General features: G+C 58.2%; 14 protein-coding genes and 1 other RNA gene. 9 read left to right on the plus strand and 6 right to left on the minus strand.

Annotation, left to right across the window (positions count from 1 at the left end; all coding sequences use genetic code 11):
• Nucleotides 1-6 precede the first annotated feature (6 nt).
• The 3 genes from meaB to argP form a co-directional block, all read right to left on the minus strand.
• Nucleotides 7-1002, minus strand: a complete 996-nt coding sequence (meaB, locus tag ABLU88_RS10770; RefSeq protein WP_064358258.1) for a methylmalonyl Co-A mutase-associated GTPase MeaB — start codon at nt 1000-1002, stop codon at nt 7-9.
• Nucleotides 995-3139: a methylmalonyl-CoA mutase gene (gene scpA, locus ABLU88_RS10775; protein ID WP_224293299.1), complete on the minus strand. Its 2145-nt coding sequence runs from the start codon at nt 3137-3139 to the stop codon at nt 995-997. Before scpA ends, meaB begins: the two co-directional genes overlap by 8 nt.
• Nucleotides 3140-3337: 198 nt before the next feature.
• Nucleotides 3338-4231, minus strand: coding sequence for a DNA-binding transcriptional regulator ArgP (argP, locus tag ABLU88_RS10780; RefSeq protein WP_004105608.1), 894 nt, complete (start codon nt 4229-4231; stop codon nt 3338-3340).
• A 169-nt stretch (nt 4232-4400) separates the two neighbouring features.
• Between argP and rpiA the strand changes: the two genes are divergently transcribed.
• On the plus strand, nt 4401-5060 hold the full coding sequence (rpiA, locus tag ABLU88_RS10785) for a ribose-5-phosphate isomerase RpiA (protein WP_004125006.1): 660 nt from the start codon (nt 4401-4403) through the stop codon (nt 5058-5060).
• A 269-nt stretch (nt 5061-5329) separates the two neighbouring features.
• Nucleotides 5330-6562, plus strand: coding sequence for a phosphoglycerate dehydrogenase (serA, locus tag ABLU88_RS10790; protein WP_004115297.1), 1233 nt, complete (start codon nt 5330-5332; stop codon nt 6560-6562).
• A gap of 377 nt (nt 6563-6939) precedes the next feature.
• Here serA and ABLU88_RS10795 read toward each other — a convergent pair whose 3' ends face one another.
• From ABLU88_RS10795 to zapA, 3 genes are all read right to left on the minus strand, one after another.
• A complete protein-coding gene (locus ABLU88_RS10795; protein WP_122117817.1) occupies nt 6940-7536 on the minus strand; it encodes a 5-formyltetrahydrofolate cyclo-ligase in 597 nt (198 codons plus the stop codon).
• Nucleotides 7537-7637: 101 nt separating this feature from the next.
• Nucleotides 7638-7821: non-coding RNA, 6S RNA (ssrS, locus tag ABLU88_RS10800), on the minus strand.
• Nucleotides 7822-7862: 41 nt separating this feature from the next.
• Nucleotides 7863-8192, minus strand: coding sequence for a cell division protein ZapA (gene zapA, locus ABLU88_RS10805; protein ID WP_004105598.1), 330 nt, complete (start codon nt 8190-8192; stop codon nt 7863-7865).
• Nucleotides 8193-8357: 165 nt separating this feature from the next.
• On the opposite strand from zapA, the gene ABLU88_RS10810 reads away from it, so the two are divergent.
• From ABLU88_RS10810 to gcvP, 7 genes are all read left to right on the plus strand, one after another.
• Complete coding sequence (locus tag ABLU88_RS10810; protein ID WP_004133578.1) at nt 8358-8936, plus strand: YecA family protein; 579 nt, start codon at nt 8358-8360, stop codon at nt 8934-8936.
• A gap of 28 nt (nt 8937-8964) precedes the next feature.
• A complete protein-coding gene (gene pepP / locus ABLU88_RS10815) occupies nt 8965-10281 on the plus strand; it encodes a Xaa-Pro aminopeptidase (protein ID WP_014226807.1) in 1317 nt (438 codons plus the stop codon).
• Complete coding sequence (gene ubiH / locus ABLU88_RS10820; RefSeq protein ID WP_025105962.1) at nt 10278-11456, plus strand: 2-octaprenyl-6-methoxyphenyl hydroxylase; 1179 nt, start codon at nt 10278-10280, stop codon at nt 11454-11456. The genes pepP and ubiH overlap by 4 nt, the downstream gene beginning before the upstream one ends.
• Before the next feature lie 10 nt (nt 11457-11466).
• Nucleotides 11467-12669, plus strand: a complete 1203-nt coding sequence (gene ubiI / locus ABLU88_RS10825) for an FAD-dependent 2-octaprenylphenol hydroxylase (protein WP_014839515.1) — start codon at nt 11467-11469, stop codon at nt 12667-12669.
• 422 nt (nt 12670-13091) lie between these two features.
• A complete protein-coding gene (gcvT, locus tag ABLU88_RS10830) occupies nt 13092-14186 on the plus strand; it encodes a glycine cleavage system aminomethyltransferase GcvT (protein ID WP_064404342.1) in 1095 nt (364 codons plus the stop codon).
• 22 nt (nt 14187-14208) lie between these two features.
• Entirely contained in the window at nt 14209-14598 is a 390-nt protein-coding gene (gene gcvH / locus ABLU88_RS10835) for a glycine cleavage system protein GcvH (RefSeq protein ID WP_004854088.1), read from the plus strand.
• 143 nt (nt 14599-14741) lie between these two features.
• Entirely contained in the window at nt 14742-17615 is a 2874-nt protein-coding gene (gcvP, locus tag ABLU88_RS10840) for an aminomethyl-transferring glycine dehydrogenase (RefSeq protein ID WP_014226805.1), read from the plus strand.
• Nucleotide 17616 lies beyond the last annotated feature (1 nt).

The following is a 17616-nucleotide window of genomic DNA, read 5'->3' on the forward strand; positions in this document are numbered from 1 at the left end:
ATCCTTTTACGCAAAGTAATGATTCTGGAGGAATTCGCTAATCTGCCGCAGGCCGGTGCGCGGCGAGAGGCCGTTGTTTTTTACCGCCTGTAGCGTTTGCTGGAAGTAGCGTGCAAAGTCGGTTCTGGCAAACAGCAGGTGCAGCGCCTCGGTTTCGGCCTGCTTTTGTAGCCACTCCAGCGCCTGGCGCTGGCGCAGTTTTTCCAGATCGCCGCTGTCGGTGAGGGTGGTTTTGAAGTCAAGAATTGCGAGCCAGACGGCTTCGATGCCGCGCTGCTCCAGCGCGCTACAGCTCAAAACGCGCGGCTGCCACGCGGCGTGCTTACGGCGCAGAATATGCAGGGCGGATTCATACATATGACGGGTGATTGCCACGCTGGCGCGGTTCTCGCCATCATCTTTATTGATAACCACGATATCCGCCATCTCCATAATCCCCTTCTTAATGCCCTGCAGATCGTCACCGCCGCCGGCGATCTGCAGCGAGATAAAGCAGTCCACCAGCCGGGAGAGTTCCGTTTCCGACTGGCCGACGCCGACGGTTTCGACAATCACCGCGTCATAGCCCGCCGCTTCGCACAGCAGTATCAGCTCCCGCGCGCGCAGGCTGGTGCCGCCCAGATGGCCGCTGGAGGGCACCGGGCGAATAAAGGCCGAATCCGATCGCGCCAGTTCGATCATGCGCGTCTTGTCGCCAAGAATGCTGCCGCCGCTGACCGGGCTGCTCGGATCGACCGCTATCACCGCGACCCGCAGGCCGTGGCGAATCAGCAGCATGCCGAAAGCTTCCAGAAAAGTGCTTTTTCCGGCCCCCGGCGTGCCGGTGACGCCGAGGCGCAGGGCGTTGCCGGTGAAGGGCATAATGGCATCCAGCAGCTGTGCGCTTAGCGCCTGATGGCGGGGATGCTGGCTCTCCACCAGCGTCATGGCCTGGGCGAGCGTGGCCCGCTCGCCCAGGCGTAGTCGCCGCACGGCGTCCGTCAGCGTGGCGTGGTTAATCATGATATTGGCTAATCCTCATCAGGACGTCGCGTACGCTCTCCAGCATCGGCGTACCGGGGCCGTAAATGGCGGCCACGCCGCGCGCCTGCAGAAAGGCGTAATCCTGCGGCGGGATGACGCCGCCGGCGATGACGCAGATATCTTCCCGCCCCCATTTTTTCAGGGCATCGATCAGCTCGGGGATCAGGGTTTTGTGGCCTGCCGCCAGAGATGAGGCGCCCACCACGTGCACGTCGTTTTCCACCGCCAGGCGGGCGATCTCTTCTGGCGTGGAAAACATCGGGCTCAGGTCAACGTCGAAGCCGAGATCGGAATAGGCGCTGGCGATCACTTTGGCCCCGCGATCGTGACCGTCCTGACCCATTTTGGCGATCAGAATGCGCGGGCGGCGGCCGCGTTCCGCGAGGAATTTTTCGGTTTGCGCAACAATAGCGTCGAACTCGCCGGCGGCTTTGTCTGACTGGTGGTAGCTTTGCGCAATCACGCCGGTGACGCACTGGCTGGGCACCAGGTAGCGGTCAAACGCCGCCTCCAGCGCGTCGGAAATTTCGCCCAGCGTGGCGCGGACGCGGGCGGCGTTGATGGCGGCGGCCAGCAGGTTTTCACCATGCTGCGCGGCGTGGGTGAGGGCGTTCAGCGCGGCTTTTACCGTCACGTCGTCCCGACTGGCGCGAATTTTTTCCAGCGAGGCGATCTGTTCGTTGCGCACCTTGACGTTGTCGATCTCCAGTACCGCCGTTTCATCTTCTTTTTCCAGCTTGTACTTATTGACGCCGACGATGACGCGCTTGCCCTGGTCGATCAGCGATTGTTCGCGGGCGGAGGCCTCTTCGATCATCCGTTTCGGCAGTCCGGCCTCGATCGCCTTCGCCATTCCGCCCGCGTCGTCGATCTGCTGCATAATGGCTCGCGCCTGCTTAACGACTTGATCGGTCAGCGATTCGAGGTAGTACGATCCGGCCAGCGGGTCTACGGTGCGGCAGATCTCTGACTCCTCCTGGATGATGATCTGCGTATTACGCGCGATACGGGCGGAAAAGTCGGTGGGCAGGCCAAGCGCCTCGTCGAAAGCGTTGGTGTGCAGTGACTGGGTGCCGCCGAGCGTGGCGCCGAGCGCTTCGATAGTGGTGCGGATTACGTTGTTATACGGATCCTGCTCGGTGAGGCTCCAGCCGGAGGTCTGGCAGTGGGTGCGCAGGGCTAAGGATTTCGGATTGGTAGCGCCGAAGCCGCTTACCGCTTCGCTCCACAGGTAGCGTGCGGCGCGCAGCATGGCGACGTTCATAAACAGATCCATACCGATGCCGAAGAAAAACGACAGGCGCGGGGCGAAGTCATCGATTTTCAGCCCGGCCGAGAGCGCGGCCTTGATGTATTCGATACCGTCGGCCAGGGTAAAGGCCACCTGCTGCACGCAGTTGGCTCCGGCTTCGCCCATGTGGTAGCCGCTGATGCTGATGGTGTTAAAGCGCGGCATGTTGCCCGAACACCAGGCGATGATGTCGGCGATAATGCGCATTGAGGGCTTTGGCGGGTAAATATAGGTATTCCGGCACAGGTACTCTTTCAGAATATCGTTCTGGATCGTGCCGGTGAGCTGTTCAGGCGCCACCCCTTGTTCTTCCGCCGCGACGATATAAAACGCCATTATCGGCAGCACCGCGCCGTTCATGGTCATCGATACGGACATCATATCCAGCGGGATCCGATCGAATAAAATCTTCATGTCTTCGACGGTATCGATCGCCACGCCGGCTTTCCCCACGTCGCCCGCCACGCGCGGGTTATCGGAGTCATAGCCCCGGTGGGTCGCGAGGTCGAAGGCGACGGAAAGCCCTTTCTGCCCGGCGGCGAGGTTGCGGCGATAGAAAGCGTTGGACTCTTTGGCGGTAGAGAAACCGGCGTACTGGCGGATGGTCCACGGCTGTGCGGTGTACATGGTGGCGCGCGGGCCGCGAACGAAAGGCGGCAGGCCGGGTAGGGTGCCGGTCACTTCCAGATTATCAAGATCGGCTTCGGTATACAGCGGCTTAACGTCAATGCCCTCTGCCGTCTGTTTTACCAGGGCATCGACGGTTTTTTCCCGCCGGCTGAGCTCTTTGTTGGCGAGCGTTTGCCACTCCCGTAACTCTGACATGTTGTGCTCCGTATGCGCAATGAAATGGGATATTGCGAATACGGTGAGCTTTTTCATCGGCCTTGTCGCCAGCAAAAAATAGCCATCGATGCGTCGTTTTTTGCCGCATGAAATGTTTTATTTTGTGATGTATTTCAAAGATATGAACAGGAGAAGGTGGGTCATACAGGCCGTACGGGGCCGGCCTGCTTGCGGGGGTTAATCTTGTCTCAACACTTTATGGCCGTAATCGATCAGCGCATCGGTCACCCGGCGCATCATGCGGCTTTCCGGGGCAAAACGGTGCCAGTAGAGCATCCGGCGCTGGAACAGGCCCGGCGTGAGGTTAATCAGTTCGCCGCTGTTCAGCTCTCTCTCAATTTGCAGATGCGGGATCATACAGCAGGTTGTTCCCTGGCGGGCCAGCTGCACAAAGGCTTCCGAGGAGTTCACGATATGGCAGGGCACGCTGCCCGGCGGCAAATCGAAGTTCTGCTGCAAAAAGGCCTGGTGCATATCATCGAGATGATCGAATGCCACCACCGGCGCTTTCAGCAGCGCCGAGCGGGTCACCCCGTTGGGGAAATAGCGCTGGGCAAACTCCTTCGAGGCGACGAACAGGTAGTCGAGGGCGCCGAGCTGATCGACCAGGCAACTGGGCAGCGCCTGCGGCTGAATACTGACCGCGCCGACCACTTCGCCGCGGCGCAGACGTTCCTGGGTCCGGGTCTCGTCTTCCACCTGTAGGTTCAGCCGAATAGGGGAGTCGGAAAGCACGCTGGAGAGCGCGGGCAGCAGCCAGGTGGCCAGGCTGTCGGCGTTGACCGCCAGCGATAGCAGCAGCGGCGTGGAGCCGGTTTGTTCATCGCCCAGCCACTCCTCTTCCAGCAGTTCGACCTGACGCAGCAGGGCCAGCAGCTTTTGCCCCTGTTCGGTGGGACGCGGCGGTACGGTTCGCACCAGCAGCGGTTGTCCAAACATGTTTTCCAGCTGTTTGATGCGCTGAGAGACGGCGGACTGCGTAATACAAAGCTTCTGCGCGGCGCGCTCAAACCCTCGTTCCCTGATTACCGCGTCCAGCGCCTGTAGTGTTCTGTAGTCCGGTCGTTTCATTGCTCTGGCGTGCCCCCTAATACTTTTCGTTAACTCGCACTATGACATAAATTTGTTTTTGATGAAGATGAAAAATTGGCGACCGCGTTGTGTGATCGCCGTCGCAGGGACAATGACCCCCCTGATGTTCTATAATGCGCCTCAGGAATTCACATCTCGGACCATAATCATGACGCAAGATGAACTGAAAAAAGCGGTAGGCTGGGCGGCACTGCAGTATGTACAACCGGGCACTATCGTTGGGGTCGGTACGGGCTCGACGGCGGCGCACTTTATCGATGCGCTGGGTACCATGAAAGGGCAAATAGAAGGGGCGGTTTCCAGCTCTGATGCCTCTACTGAAAAACTGAAAAGCCTCGGTATCACGGTTTTTGATCTGAACAGCGTTGATCGTCTTGGTATTTACGTGGACGGCGCAGATGAAATCAACGGCCATATGCAGATGATCAAGGGCGGTGGCGCAGCGCTGACGCGTGAGAAAATTATCGCTTCGGTCGCCGACAAATTTATCTGTATCGCCGATGCTTCCAAGCAGGTGGATATTCTGGGTAAATTCCCGCTGCCGGTGGAGGTGATCCCGATGGCGCGTAGCGCCGTGGCGCGTCAGCTGGTTAAGCTGGGCGGCCGTCCGGAGTATCGTCAGGGCGTCGTGACCGATAACGGCAACGTGATCCTCGATGTGTTTGGTCTGGAAATTCTGGACGCTATTGCGCTGGAAAATACCATTAACGGTATTCCGGGCGTCGTGACCGTCGGCCTGTTTGCGAATCGCGGTGCGGACGTTGCGCTGATTGGCACCGCTGATGGTGTAAAAACTATCACTAAATAGTCTGATCCGAGGGAGCGAATCGCTCCCTCGCAAATATTTTTTCTCCAGGCCTATTTTGGTGACTTCTGTCACATTTATGCGCCTTGTCTTAGTAACAATCTACCTTTCTTTTACTTTCTGGTGTTTTGTCCTGCTATTTCCCGCTGATTGATATTTCTTCAGGTTGCCGACGCAAACGTTCATATTGCCGCAATAGTTTTTTTTGATATGTTGCTGAGAAGAACTTTCGTTCCGCACGACATCAGTTAAGACAAAAACAGGACGGGGAAATGGCTAAGGTATCACTGGAAAAAGACAAGATTAAATTTCTGCTGGTTGAAGGTGTGCACCAAAAAGCGGTGGACAGCCTTCGCGCAGCGGGCTACACCAATATCGAATTTCATAAAGGCGCGCTGGATAGCGAAGAGCTGAAAGCGTCCATCCGTGATGCCCATTTCATCGGCCTGCGTTCCCGTACTCATCTGACTGAAGAGATCTTCGCGGCGGCGGAGAAGCTGGTCGCGGTTGGCTGCTTCTGTATCGGTACCAATCAGGTTGATTTAAACGCGGCGGCGAAACGCGGTATCCCGGTGTTTAACGCCCCGTTCTCCAATACCCGTTCCGTTGCTGAACTGGTGATCGGCGAACTGCTGCTTATGCTCCGCGGCGTACCGGCGGCAAATGCCAAAGCGCACCGCGGCGTATGGAACAAGCTGGCGGTCGGCAGCTTTGAAGCGCGCGGCAAAAAGCTGGGTATTATCGGCTATGGTCATATCGGCACGCAGCTGGGTATTCTGGCCGAATCGCTGGGGATGCATGTCTATTTCTACGATATTGAAAGCAAGCTGCCGTTAGGTAACGCGACTCAGGTCCAGCATCTTTCTGATTTGTTGAACATGAGCGATGTGGTGAGCCTGCACGTGCCGGAAAACGCCTCCACGAAGAACATGATTGGCGCGGAAGAGCTGGCGCTGATGAAACCCGGCGCGCTGCTGATCAACGCCTCTCGCGGCACCGTGGTGGATATCCCGGCGCTGTGCGATGCGCTGGCGAGCAAGCACCTGGCGGGCGCGGCGATCGACGTCTTCCCGACCGAGCCGGCGACCAACAGCGATCCGTTCAACTCTCCGCTCTGTGAGTTCGACAACGTTATCCTGACCCCGCACATTGGCGGCTCAACTCAGGAAGCGCAGGAAAACATCGGTCTGGAAGTGGCGGGCAAGCTGGCGAAATACTCCGATAACGGTTCTACGCTCTCGGCGGTTAACTTCCCGGAAGTGTCGCTGCCGCTGCACGGCGGGCGCCGTCTGCTGCATATCCATGAAAACCGTCCGGGCGTTCTGACCGCGATTAACCAGATTTTCGCCGCGCAGGGCATTAACATCGCGGCGCAGTATCTGCAGACCACTCCGCAAATGGGCTACGTGGTCATTGATATTGAAGCCGAAGAAGATGTCGCGCAGAGCGCGCTGCAGGCGATGAAGGCTATTCCTGGCACCATCCGCGCCCGTCTGCTGTTCTAACTCCTTTTATGCCAGCGGGCAGGTCATCGACCTGCCCCTTTTCTCCTGATAGACCCTTCTGCAATTTCCCGTCGCCACCCAAACGCTTTGCGAGGCTTGCCGCAAACGACGATTAAAACCGTCGGATGTCGTTGTGCCTGAAAGAAAGGGATTTACGATAAAGACTCAGCGTGGGGCTGAAACGGGAAAGCCCCTACCGAGGCAGGGGCTCTAAAAGGAAAGGGACGATGATGAGACTCTTCATCATGCTGCTTATCCTGTTAATCATCGCCTGGCCAGCATATTAACAGAGAGAATGCAGGAGGGAGGTTCGCCTCCCTCACCCTTTACCCAGGAATTTAGGTGAAAAAAACAGCAATGTCAATTGTTCGGGCGTTTTACCAGAGCCAGGTTTTTGACGGCGTGATGACCGCTGGCAGCGGGATATCCCACTGCTCCGTCGGCAGCGCGTCAACCTGCTGGCAATCATGCGCGTAGCCGACCGGCTGCAGGCGATACTGCCGCCAGTTTTGCAGCGTCCGGTCGTAAAATCCGCCGCCCATACCCAGGCGCTGTCCGGCGGCATCAAACGCGACCAGCGGCGTTACCAGTACATCCAGCTGGCTAAGCGGGAGGACATCGCGCACGTCGAGCTTCGGTTCGCGGATGTTCAGACGATTCACCACCAGATCGCTGCTTGGGTGGTAGTGCAGAAACAGAAGATTGCCGGGGCTGAACGGATGAAGCACGGGGAGATAGACCCGTTTGCCTGCCCGCCAGAGCTGATCAATCAGCGGCCGCGTATCCAGCTCGCCATCAAACGAAAGAAATACCGCGACCGTCTGCGCGAGCAGAACCGGCGGATACGCCATCATTCTGTCCGCCGCATGGAGGGCGAACTGGGTTTGCTGCTCCGGCGTTAACGCGCGTCGGCGCTGGCGGATCTGCTGACGAATTTGCTGCCTGGTAAAGGGGATATCTGACAATAGGGTCATACCTGAGTCTCATCGGTGAGCAAACGATACCAACAGGCGTAGTCTAATACACGGCGGCAAAAGCCGAAAATTAACTTAGGGGGGATGAAACGAAAAAGAAGGGAATCTCCGAGATGCCGCCGCAGGCTGTAACCCTTGAACCCTTGGTTCAAGGTGAATGTGTCGTCACAGTTTTAAGGCTTCTCGGACGGGCCGAGCATGCTCACCAACCGTGGAGCGCCACATTCTTGTGGTATGAAATATCGGCTCAGGGGACTGGCCCGCTTGCAAACATCTCAGAGAAATTTTGTTCTTGCGATTACTCTAACACAGTTAAATGCAAAGTGTTATTCAAACTTCTGCCCGGGTCTTTCGCTTATGCGACCTTGCTCAAGCAATGCTTGTTCGATGGTCTGCTGAAGCATCCGAATACGCTGCTCCATGCTGGCGGCGTAGTCGCGGGTTTTCGCTTTTTCCTGAGTCAACTCATAGCTGATGTTCAACGCGGCGATGAAGACCAGCTGCTCAGTATTTGTGACTCTAGTGCGTTCTTTTAAATCTTGCAACCGCTGATTCAGGTCGTCAGCTGCCTGGTTTAAGGCATCCCTTTGTTCAGGCGGGCAATTCACTCGTAGTGAACGGCCAAAAATTTGGAGATCTACGGGTTGTGCAGACATGCCACCTTCCTGCTGATTGACTGCGCGGCCTTCACGCCCTGGGAGGGTCTGCGAAGGGGCGACACTATAGCTACCCTGGTTTTAAGATACAAGCCCTATTCTGGTTCACCAGGGTCCAAAGTGGTAGCATATCATGAATATTCCTCCCAACGATGACGAATGCGCATGTCTATACAGAACGAAATGCCTGGCTACAACGCTGTAGACCAGTTACTGAACCAACAAGGGGTAGGATTAACCCCTGCCGAAATGCACGGTTTGATTAGCGGGATCCTGTGCGGCGGCAACAAAGACAGCAGCTGGCAGCCGTTGGTGCACGATCTGACTAACGAAGGCCTGGCTTTTGGTCACGAGCTGGCGCAGGCGCTGCGTAACATGCATTCCGCCACCAGCGATTCGCTGGAGGATGACGGTTTCTTATTCCAGCTCTACCTGCCGGATGGCGACGAGGTGAGCGTGTTCGATCGCGCCGATGCGCTCGCGGGTTGGGTGAACCATTTTCTGCTTGGGCTGGGCGTGACGCAGCCTAAGCTGGATAAAGTCAAAGACGAAACGGGTGAAGCCATCGACGATCTGCGCAATATTGCTCAGCTCGGGTATGACGAAGACGAGGATCAGGAAGAGCTCGAAATGTCTCTGGAGGAGATTATCGAATACGTACGCGTTGCTGCGCTGCTGTGCCACGACACCTTCTCTCTTCAGAAACCCACTGCGCCGGAAGTTCAAAAGCCGACGCTACACTAATCATTCATTAAATCGTTCAGGGGGCGTCATGACTCAGCAGGAATTTCTCTCTCGTCGCCAGGCTCTACTGGCGCAGATGCAGCCGGGCAGCGCAGCGCTCATTTTCGCCGCGCCGGAAGCGGTACGCAGCGCAGATTCAGAATATCCCTACCGGCAGAGCAGCGATTTTTGGTACTTCACCGGCTTTAATGAGCCAGAAGCGCTGTTGGTATTGATTAAAAGCGATGAGACGCACAACCACAGCGTGTTGTTTAACCGCGTGCGCGATCTGACCGCTGAAATCTGGTTTGGCCGCCGCCTCGGGCAGGAAGCTGCCCCCGCGAAGCTGGGCGTCGATCGCGCGCTGGCATTTAGTGAAATCAATCAGCAGCTGTTCCAGCTCCTTAACGGCCTCGACGCTATCTACTTTGCGCAGGGCGAATATGCCTACGCCGACGACATCGTGTTTAACGCGCTGGAAAAACTGCGCAAAGGCGTACGGCAGAATCTGCAGGCGCCAGGCTCGGTCATTGACTGGCGGCCGATGGTGCATGAGATGCGCCTGTTTAAATCGGCAGAAGAGCTGGAGGTCATGCGCCGCGCAGGGGAGATCTCCGCGCTGGCCCACACCCGCGCTATGGAAAAATGCCGTCCCGGGATGTTCGAATATCATCTGGAAGGCGAGATCCTTCACGAATTCAACCGTCACGGCGCGCGCTTTCCTTCTTATAACACCATCGTGGGCGGCGGCGAAAATGGCTGCATCCTGCACTACACCGAAAATGAGTGCGAGCTGCGCGACGGCGATCTGGTGCTGATTGACGCAGGCTGCGAATACCGCGGCTACGCGGGCGATATCACCCGCACCTTCCCGGTTAACGGCAAATTTAGCCCGGCCCAGCGCGAGATTTACGATATCGTCCTTGAATCTCTGGAAACCTCGCTGAAGCTCTATCGCCCGGGTACCTCAATTAAAGAGGTTAACCAGCAGGTGGTGCGGATTATGATTACCGGCCTCGTGCGTCTGGGGATCCTGAAAGGTGAAATTGATGAGCTGATTGCTAATAACGCCCATCGTCCTTTCTTTATGCATGGCCTGAGCCACTGGCTGGGGCTCGACGTGCATGATGTCGGCAGCTATGACGTTGACCGCTCGCGTATTCTTGAGCCGGGAATGGTGCTGACCGTTGAACCGGGGCTGTATATTGCGACGGATGCCGACGTGCCGGCCCAGTACCGCGGCATCGGCATTCGTATTGAAGACGACATCGTCATTACCGAAGACGGTAATGAGAACCTCACCGCCGGCGTAGTGAAAAAAGCGGACGATATCGAGGCGCTGATGGCGGCGGCGCGCCAGCTATGAGCGTCCTGATCGTCGGCGGAGGAATGACCGGCGCGACGCTGGCGCTAGCGATATCTCGCCTGACCGGCGGTATGCTGCCGGTGCATCTGGTTGAAGCATCAGCGCCGGATTCCGCGCAGCATCCGGGCTTTGACGCCCGCGCCATCGCTCTGGCTGCCGGCACCTGCCAGCAGCTGGCTCGCGTGGATATCTGGCAAGAGATAGCCGACTGCGCCACGGCCATTCAGCGCGTTCACGTCAGCGATCGCGGCCACGCGGGGTTTGTGACGCTCGAGGCTGAGGAGTATGGGCTGGCGGCGCTGGGCCAGGTGGTTGAGCTGCACGATGTCGGCCAGCGCCTGTTTGCGCAGCTGCGCAAGGCGCCGGGCGTGACGCTGCACTGCCCGGCAAAGGTGGAAAATGTCAGCCGCAGCGAAGAGAGCGTAAGCCTGGTTCTGGACAACGGCGAAACCCTCAGCGGTAAACTGCTGGTCGCCGCCGACGGCTCGCGCTCGACGCTGGGGGCCCGCTGTGGTATCAGCTGGCAGCAGGAACCCTATGAACAGCTGGCGATTATCGCCAACGTCAGTACCGCGCAGCCGCATAGCGGGCGCGCGTTTGAACGCTTTACCCCACACGGCCCGCTGGCGATGCTGCCCATGTCGCAGGGCCGCTGCTCGCTGGTGTGGTGTCATCCGCAGTCGCGGCATGAAGAGGTGCTGAGCTGGTCGGACGAACGCTTTCGTCATGAGCTTCAGCAGGCATTCGGCTGGCGTCTTGGCCGGATCGTCCATGTCGGAAAGCGCAGCGTGTATCCGCTCTCGCTCACCCGAGCCAGCCGCACGGTTGCGCATCGTCTGGCGCTGGTCGGCAACGCGGCGCAAACGCTGCATCCTATTGCCGGACAGGGATTTAACCTCGGTCTGCGCGACGTCATGAGCCTGGCGGAAATGCTGGCGCAGGCGCAGGCAGAAGGAGAGGATCCGGGCGGCTATCCGCTTCTGAGCCGCTATCAGACCCGCCGCGCCGCAGATAAAGCCGCCACCGTCGGCGTGACCGATGGGCTGGTGCATCTGTTCGCCAATCGCTGGGCGCCGCTGGTGGTGGGGCGCAACGTCGGCCTGATGGCGATGGAATTATTTACCCCGGCGCGCGATGCGCTGGCGCAGCGTACCCTCGGTTGGGTCCCCCGTTAAGGAGTGAAACGTGCAAAGTGTTGATGTCGCTATTGTTGGCGGTGGAATGGTGGGGCTGGCGGTTGCCTGCGGTTTGCAGGGCAGCGGGCTGCGCGTTGCGGTGCTGGAACAGGCCGCGCCTCAGCCGTTAAGCGCGGATGCGCCGCCGGCGCTGCGGGTGTCGGCGGTTAACGCCGCCAGCGAGAAGCTGCTGAGCAAACTGGGCGTCTGGCAGGATATTATCGCCCAGCGCGCCAGCTGCTACCACGGTATGGAAGTGTGGGATAAAGACAGTTTTGGCCGCATCAGCTTTGATGACCAGAGCATGGGCTTTAGCCACCTTGGGCATATTATTGAAAACGCCGTGGTTCACCACGCCCTGTGGCAAAAAGCGCAGCGCTGCGCGGACGTCACTCTACTGGCCCCGGCGCAGCTGCAGCAGGTTGCGTGGGGGGAGAACGAGGCCTTTCTTAGCCTGCAGGACGGCACGATGTTAACCGCCCGGCTGGTGGTTGGCGCCGATGGGGCCAATTCATGGTTGCGCAATAAAGCTGATATCCCGCTCACCTACTGGGATTATCACCATCATGCGCTGGTTGCCACTATTCGCACCGAAGAACCGCACGAAGCGGTGGCGCGTCAGGCGTTCCACGGCGAAGGGATTCTGGCGTTTCTGCCGCTGAGCGATCCGCACCTCTGCTCGATTGTCTGGTCGCTCTCTCCCGAAGAGGCTGAGCGGATGCGGCAGGCGGACGATGCCGCTTTTAACCAGGCGCTGAATATTGCCTTCGATAACCGCCTCGGCTTATGCGCCGTGGAGAGCGAGCGCCAGGTCTTCCCGCTCACCGGCCGCTATGCGCGTCAGTTTGCCGCCCATCGTCTGGCGCTGGTCGGCGATGCCGCCCATACCATTCATCCGCTGGCGGGGCAGGGCGTTAATCTTGGCTTTATGGATGCCGCCGAGCTGATCGACGAACTGAAGCGCCTGCACGCGCAGGGCAAGGATATCGGCCAGCATCTGTATCTGCGTCGCTATGAACGCAGCCGTAAACATAGCGCTGCGCTGATGCTGGCGGGGATGCAGGGCTTTCGTGACATGTTCTCCGGCCACAATCCGGCGAAGAAGCTGCTGCGCGATATCGGTCTTAAGCTGGCGGATACATTGCCCGGCGTGAAGCCGCAGCTTATCCGTCAAGCGATGGGGCTCAACGACCTGCCCGCCTGGTTACGTTAAGTACGTCACACTTCTCTCACCCGGCCGCCGCGCCGGGTTATCTCCTCTCATTTGAAATAATCTAATTTCACCTCGTTTTTCGCATTAGTTTTATTAATGTTACCTTTTTTTTGTTATAGAAATTAGGCCCGTCATTTCGCAGAAAATATCATCATGCGCTGCTTTTTTAATTAATGGGTTTGGTTTTGTGCGGGTTGAATCGCTTTATTGCAGATAAAAACTCTGTAGGCTCTGCGGCTGATTTTGGTCATAAGCTAATGTGATGTCCTGACCAGGCTTATGGTTTAGTGCGGATATCGGTGGTAAGTTCAGGCCAAAGAGAACGTTTGCGTCGGCGTCCTTTAGCGATGCTGGCGGCGTTTTTCGCGGCGCAAAAAACGCCAAAAATCGTGGCTGGTTCCGTTTTATTCGATGAGGAAAAGATGGCTCAACAGACTCCGTTGTTTGAACAACACACGCTATGCGGCGCGCGCATGGTGGATTTCCATGGCTGGATGATGCCGCTGCATTACGGATCCCAGATCGATGAGCATCATGCGGTGCGCGGTGATGCCGGAATGTTCGATGTGTCGCACATGACCATCGTCGATTTTCACGGCAACCGAATCCGCGAGTTCCTGCGCTATCTGCTGGCTAACGACGTTGCGAAGCTCACCGTGCCGGGTAAAGCGCTCTATAGCGGCATGCTGACCGCCTCCGGCGGCGTCATTGATGACCTGATTGTTTATTTCCTTTCTGAAGACTATTTCCGCCTCGTTGTTAACTCCGCCACCCGTGAAAAAGACCTCGCCTGGATCACCCAGCAGTCTGAATCCTATGGTCTTGAGATAACCGTGCGTGACGATCTATCCCTGATCGCCGTACAGGGTCCAAAGGCGAAAGAGAAAGCGGCGACGCTGTTTACCGACGCGCAGCGCCAGGCCGTGGAAGGCATGAAGCCGTTCTTTGGCGTGCAGGCGGGCGATCTGTTTATTGCGACTACCGGCTATACCGGTGAAGCGGGTTATGAAATCGCGCTGCCGAACGAGCAGGCGGTGGATTTCTGGCGCGGTCTGCTGGACGCGGGCGTTAAGCCGTGCGGCCTTGGCGCGCGCGATACGCTGCGCCTGGAAGCGGGCATGAATCTTTATGGCCAGGAGATGGACGAAGGCGTCTCTCCGCTGGCGGCTAACATGGGCTGGACCATTGCCTGGGAACCGGCTGACCGTGATTTTATCGGGCGTGAAGCGCTGGAACTCCAGCGTGAAAAAGGCACCGAACAGCTGGTCGGCCTGGTGATGACCGAGAAAGGCGTTCTGCGCGGCGGCCTGCCGGTGCGCTTCAGCGATGCCGATGGCAATCAGAAAGAAGGCATTATCACCAGCGGCACCTTCTCCCCGACGCTGGGCTACAGTATTGCCTTAGCGCGCGTACCGGAAGGCATCGGTGAAACCGCCGTGGTGCAGATTCGCAATCGCGAAATGCCGGTCAAAGTGACCAAACCCGTTTTTGTACGCAACGGCAAAGCCGTGGTGTGATTTCCCATTTGGAGATGAATTGATGAGCAACGTACCAGCAGAACTGAAATACAGCAAAGAACACGAATGGCTGCGTAAAGAAGCGGACGGCACCTATACCGTCGGTATCACCGAGCACGCGCAGGAGCTGCTTGGCGATATGGTTTTCGTTGACCTGCCGGAAGTGGGCGCCGCCGTAGAAGCGGGCGCCGACTGCGCGGTTGCCGAATCCGTCAAAGCCGCTTCCGATATCTACGCGCCGATTAGCGGCGAAATTGTTGCCGTCAATGAAGAGCTGAACGACTCCCCTGAGCTGGTCAACAGCGAGCCGTACGCCGGCGGCTGGATCTTTAAAATCAAAGCCAGCGATGAAGCTCAGGTTGCCGCGCTGCTGGATGCGACCGCATATGAAGCTCTGTTAGAAGACGAATAAATACGCTTCATCCTTCACGTGGCAGGGGCGTTGGCTTCCTGCAACGCGAATGATTTGCGTCTTCTGGCCCGGTTAGCGTCAGTGCTCGCCGGGCAAACCCGTCAGACAATCACGATTCACCGCACGTTCAGGAACCATCGCTCATGACCCAGACTTTAGGCCAGCTTGAAAACCGTGACGCCTTTATTGAACGTCACATCGGCCCGGATGCCCGGCAGCAGCAGGAGATGCTGAAAACCGTTGGCGCCGATTCGCTTAACGCCCTGATTGGCCAGATTGTGCCGCAGGATATCCAGCTGGCAACGCCGCCGCAGGTGGGCGAAGCAACCACGGAATTCGCCGCGCTGGCGGAACTGAAGGCGATCGCCGGTCGTAACAAGCGCTTCAAGTCGTACATTGGCATGGGCTACACCGCCGTGCAGCTGCCGCCGGTGATTCAGCGCAACATGCTGGAAAATCCGGGCTGGTATACCGCCTATACGCCTTATCAGCCGGAGGTTTCCCAGGGTCGCCTGGAATCACTGCTGAATTTCCAGCAGGTGACCCTCGACCTGACCGGGCTCGATATTGCCTCGGCCTCGCTGCTGGACGAAGCCACCGCCGCTGCGGAAGCGATGGCAATGGCCAAACGCGTAAGCAAACTGAAAAACGCCAACCGCTTCTTCGTCGCTGCCGACGTTCACCCGCAGACGCTGGACGTGGTGCGCACCCGCGCGGAAACCTTTGGTTTCGATGTGATTGTCGATGATGCGGAAAAAGCGCTCGACCATCAGGACGTCTTTGGCGTGCTGCTGCAGCAGGTAGGCACCACCGGCGAGGTTCACGATTACAGCAAACTGATAGCTGACCTGAAAGCGCGCAAAGTGATTGTCAGCGTCGCGGCCGATTTTATGGCCCTGGTTCTGCTGACTGCCCCGGGCAAGCAGGGCGCGGACATTGTGTTTGGCTCCGCCCAGCGCTTCGGCGTACCGATGGGCTACGGCGGCCCGCACGCGGCGTTTTTTGCCGCAAAAGATGAATTCAAACGCTCCATGCCGGGCCGTATTATCGGCGTATCGAAAGATGCGGCGGGTAATACCGCGCTGCGCATGGCGATGCAGACGCGCGAGCAGCATATTCGCCGCGAGAAAGCGAACTCCAATATCTGTACCTCCCAGGTGCTGCTGGCCAATATTGCCAGCCTGTACGCCGTATTCCACGGCCCGGCTGGGCTGAAGCGTATCGCCAGCCGTATTCATCGCCTGACCGATATTCTCGCCGATGGCCTGCAGAAAAAAGGCCTTAAGCTCCGCCATGCGCACTACTTCGATACCCTGTGCGTGGACGTCGCCGATAAAGCCGCTGTGCTGGCGCGGGCGGAAGCGCTGCAGATCAACCTGCGCAGCGATATTCATCACGCCGTCGGGATCACGCTCGATGAAGCCACCACGCGCGAAGACGTCCTGAACCTGTTCCGCGCCATCGTGGGCGACGATCACGGCCTGGATATCGACACGCTGGATAAAGACGTGGCCCTGGACAGCCGTTCGATCCCGGCCAGCATGCTACGTGACGATGCGATCCTCACTCATCCGGTGTTCAACCGCTACCACAGCGAAACCGAGATGATGCGCTATATGCACGCGCTGGAGCGTAAGGATCTGGCGCTGAACCAGGCGATGATCCCGCTGGGCTCCTGCACCATGAAGCTGAATGCTGCCGCGGAGATGATCCCGATCACCTGGCCGGAATTCGCCGAACTGCATCCGTTCTGCCCGGTTGATCAGGCTGAAGGCTATCATCAGATGATTGCCCAGCTCTCCGACTGGCTGGTTAAGCTGACCGGCTATGATGCGGTCTGCATGCAGCCGAACTCCGGCGCGCAGGGCGAATACGCGGGCCTGCTGGCGATTCGCCATTACCACGAGAGCCGCAACGAAGGGCATCGCGATATCTGCCTGATCCCAAGCTCTGCGCACGGCACCAACCCGGCTTCCGCGCAGATGGCGGGAATGCAGGTAGTGGTGGTCGCCTGCGATAAAAATGGCAACATCGACCTGGCGGATCTGCGGGCGAAAGCCGAGCAGCATGCGGCGAACCTCTCCTGCATCATGGTGACCTATCCGTCCACCCACGGCGTTTATGAAGAGACTATTCGCGAAGTGTGCGAAGTGGTGCATCAGTTTGGCGGCCAGGTTTACCTTGACGGCGCGAACATGAACGCCCAGGTCGGCATTACCTCTCCGGGCTTTATCGGCGCGGACGTCTCGCACCTCAACCTGCATAAAACCTTCTGCATTCCGCACGGCGGCGGCGGCCCGGGTATGGGGCCGATTGGCGTGAAATCGCATCTGGCGCCGTTTGTGCCGGGCCACAGCGTGGTGCAAATTGAAGGCATGCTGACCCGTCAGGGCGCGGTTTCCGCCGCGCCGTTCGGCAGCGCCTCCATTCTGCCGATCAGCTGGATGTATATCCGTATGATGGGCGCAGAGGGGCTGAAACAGGCGAGCCAGATGGCGATTCTGAACGCCAACTACATCGCTACCCGGCTGAAAGACGCGTTCCCGGTGCTGTATACCGGCCGCGACGGTCGCGTGGCGCACGAATGTATTCTGGATATTCGTCCGCTGAAAGAAGAGACCGGCATCAGCGAGCTGGATATTGCCAAGCGACTGATTGATTTTGGTTTCCACGCTCCGACCATGTCCTTCCCGGTTGCCGGCACGCTGATGGTGGAACCGACCGAATCGGAAAGCAAAGTGGAGCTGGACCGCTTTATCGATGCGATGCTGGCGATTCGCGGCGAGATCGACCGCGTGAAAGGCGGTGAATGGCCGCTGGAGGATAACCCGCTGGTGAACGCGCCGCATACTCAGGGTGAACTGGTGAGCGAGTGGAACCATCCGTACACCCGTGAACTGGCGGTCTTCCCGGCGGGGCTGAACAACAAGTACTGGCCGACCGTTAAGCGTCTGGACGATGTTTACGGCGACCGTAACCTGTTCTGCTCCTGCGTGCCGATGAGCGAATACCAGTAAT

Source organism: Klebsiella sp. GW_Kp182, assembly GCF_040062275.1.
Classification (GTDB): Bacteria; Pseudomonadota; Gammaproteobacteria; order Enterobacterales; family Enterobacteriaceae; genus Klebsiella; species Klebsiella michiganensis.